At 71.9% G+C, this 3,117-nt stretch carries 3 protein-coding genes; 2 read left to right on the top strand and 1 reads right to left on the bottom strand.

The genetic code is table 11. The features are described from left to right. A partial coding sequence (egtB, locus tag IQ216_RS12910) for an ergothioneine biosynthesis protein EgtB (RefSeq protein WP_193815794.1) occupies positions 1-1,233 on the bottom strand: 1,233 nt, incomplete at its 3' end. A gap of 67 nt (positions 1,234-1,300) precedes the next feature. Here egtB and IQ216_RS12905 point away from each other — a divergent pair. Next, positions 1,301-2,302, top strand: a complete 1,002-nt coding sequence (locus IQ216_RS12905; RefSeq protein WP_193815793.1) for a cysteine synthase A — start codon at positions 1,301-1,303, stop codon at positions 2,300-2,302. Continuing rightward, the coding region (locus IQ216_RS12900; RefSeq protein WP_370566749.1) for a serine/threonine protein kinase at positions 2,302-3,117 on the top strand (816 nt) is incomplete at its 3' end. The genes IQ216_RS12905 and IQ216_RS12900, both read left to right, overlap by 1 nt.

Below are 3,117 nucleotides of genomic sequence, written 5' to 3'. Positions count from 1 at the left end.
GTCCTGGGCCAGCCGCAGGCCGGAGGCCATCCAGCGACAGCCCGGCGGGAAGAAATTGCGGTAGGTGGGTCGAGCATGGCCCGGCGGCGTGAGGTAGGAGCTGCCGCGCAGCACCATCTGGGAGCTCATGAATTTGCCGTTGTATTCGCCCACGGCTCCCGGGGCGGCGTGGAAGCCCGGATAGGGGCGGTAGGGGCTGGCGGTCCACTGCCAGAGCAGGCCATGGGCCTGGGGCAGGCGCCCGGCCAGGGCTTCCCATTCGGCCTCCGTGGGCAGGCGGGCCCCGGCCCAGCGGGCAAAGGCGTCGGCCTCGAACCAGCTCAGGTGCCGCACGGGCGCCTCGGGGTGCAGCGGCTGCGGGCCCGCCAGGGTGAAGGCATAGGGCTCGGCCGTGCCGTCGCGCCAGTAGAGGGGGGCCTGCCAGCCCTCGGCCCTGGCCAGGGCCCAGCCCTCGCTCATCCACAGCTCCGCTCGGCTGTAGCCCCTATCGGCGATGAAGGCCGCGTAGGCGCCGTTGGTCACCAGCCGCTCGGCGAGGGCGAAGGGCTCAAGCCACTGGCGATGCCTGGGCGCCTCGTTGTCGAAGTGGAAGCCGGCGCCCTCGTGGCCGATCTCCAGCAGCCCGCCGGGGTGCTCCAGCCAGCCGGATGGCGCTGGGCCGGCATCGCCGCCCGGGCGCCATCCGGCGCGGAAGCGCTCCTCGGGTGCGGCGCCGTAGCTGGGTTCGAGCGGGTTGCGGCTGAAGCCGTCCAGGAGGTCCATCAGCAGCAGTTCCTGGTGCTGCTGCTCGTGCTGCAGGCCCAGTTCCAGCAGTGCGTGGCTGCTGGATGACGGGCCCGGGCCTGGCTCCTGCTCCAGGGGCCCGAGCTGCTCCAGCAGCCTCTCCAGGGCCTGATCCACCTGCCGCCGCCAGGCCAGCACGGCCTCGATCGGCGGGCGGCTCAGCAGTCCCCGCTCGGGCCGCGGATGGCGCTCGCCGATCGTGTCGTAATAGCTGTTGAACAGGAAGCCCCAGGCCTCGGGCGCCGCCGTGAAGCCCAGCTCCGCCCCGGCCGCCTGCTGGGGCCGGAGCACGAAGGTCTCGAAGAACCAGGTGGTGTGGCCCAGGTGCCACTTGGGTGGGCTGGCGTCGGCCATGCCCTGCAGGCAGAGGTCTTCCGGCTGCAGCGGTGCGATCAGATCCAGGCTGTGCTGACGCACCTGACGGAGCCTGGCCGGCAGGCCTGTGGTCATGGGAGTGCCGGGTGCAGGCCCGACCTTAGGGAGGTTGCCTACGATCCCGCCACGCGGCGATCACGGCATGGGGCAGATCACTCAGGGCTTTGTCGGGGCGGTGGGCCACACCCCCCTGATCCGCCTGCGTGCCCTGAGTGAGCTCACGGGCTGCGAGATTCTGGGCAAGGCGGAGTTCATGAATCCCGGCGGCTCGGTGAAGGACAGAGCCGCCCTGGGCATCCTGCTGGAGGCTGAGCAGGAGGGTCTGCTGCGGCCAGGGGGCACCGTGGTGGAGGGCACGGCGGGCAACACCGGCATCGGCCTCACCCACCTCTGCAATGCCCGCGGCTACCGCGCCCTGATCGTGATTCCCGACACCCAGTCGGCCGAGAAGATCGGCCTGCTGCGCAGCCTCGGGGCCGAGGTGCGCACCGTGCCCGCCGTGCCCTACCGCGACCCCAACAACTACGTGAAGCTCTCGGGCCGCATCGCCGCCGAAACCCCCGGGGCGGTGTGGGCCAATCAGTTCGACAACCTGGCCAACCGCCGTGCCCACTACAGCTCCACCGGCCCCGAGATCTGGGAGCAGACCGAAGGCCGCGTGGATGCCTGGGTGGCGGCCACCGGCACGGGCGGCACCTACGCCGGCGTGGCCCTGTACCTGAAGGAACGCAAGCCCGCCGTGCGCTGTGTGCTCGCCGATCCCGAGGGCAGCGCCCTCTACAGCTGGGCCAGCAGCGGCGAGCTGCGCAGCGAGGGCAGCTCGATCACCGAGGGGATCGGCAACAGCCGCATCACCGCCAATCTGGAGGGTGCACCGGTGGATGACGCCGTGCGCATCGTCGACCAGGCCGCCCTGGACACCATCTACGGCCTGCTCTGGCAGGAGGGCCTGTTCCTGGGGGGGTCGGTGGGCATCAATGTGGCCGCGGCCGTGGAGACGGCCCGCCGCCTCGGCCCAGGCCACACGATCGTCACCGTGCTGTGTGACAGCGGCGACCGCTACCGCTCCCGGCTCTATGACCGGGAGTGGCTCACCACCAAGGGGTTGCGGCAACCTGAGCGGGCCCTGGCCGCGGCCGGCTGATGCCTCCTGACTCCGCTCCTTCCGCGCAGCCGGGTGTGCTGATCGGCGATCGCTACAGGCTGGATCAATGCCTCAGCCAGGGAGCCCAGGGCAGCCTCTGGCGCGCCCGCGACCAGCTGGCCGGTGATGGCCTGGTGGCTCTGCGGCGGCTGGAGCCCAGCATCGACCAGGCCGCCGCCCTGGCCCGCTGGGGCCGGCTGCAGGGGGTGCTCCACCCCCAGGTGCCGCGGCTGGGCAGCCCGGTGCAGGACGGTGACGCCCTCTGGCTGGTGCGGGAGTGGCAGGGGGGGCGCACCTTTCAGCAGCTGATCGAGGTGCGGGCCGAGCGGCAGATGGTGTTCGGTGCCGGCGAGGTGCTGCTGCTGGTGCGCCAGCTGCTGCCCGTGCTGGCGGTGTTGCATGGCCAGGAGCTGGTGCACGGCGATCTCTGTCCGGCCAACCTGCTGCGCCGCGACAGCGACGGCCTGCCCGTGCTGCTCGACTACGGGTTGGTGGCCGGCGGCGTGGTGGTGACTCCCGGCTATGCGCCGCCGGAGCTGGCCCACAGCTCCAGGCCCGAGGCCTGGATGGACCTGCATGCCCTCGGCGTGACGGCTCTGGTGCTGCTGAGTGGCGATGCGCCGGCCACCCTGCTGGATCCGGTCACGGCCCAGTGGCGCATGCCCGCGGCCCTGAGCACCGAGCCGGACCTGCAGAACACCCTGCAACGCCTGCTGCAGCGCCAACCGGATCAGCGCTTCGCGTCGGCCAGCCAGGCGCTCACGGCCTTTCAGGCCCTGGCCATGCCTGAGTCCACCGGCCCGGTGGCCAGGGCC

The organism is Cyanobium sp. LEGE 06143 (assembly GCF_015207535.1).
Classification (GTDB): domain Bacteria; phylum Cyanobacteriota; class Cyanobacteriia; order PCC-6307; family Cyanobiaceae; genus NIES-981.
The sequence above is the reverse complement of the archived record's forward strand: the minus strand, read 5'-3'. Positions and strand labels throughout refer to the sequence as shown.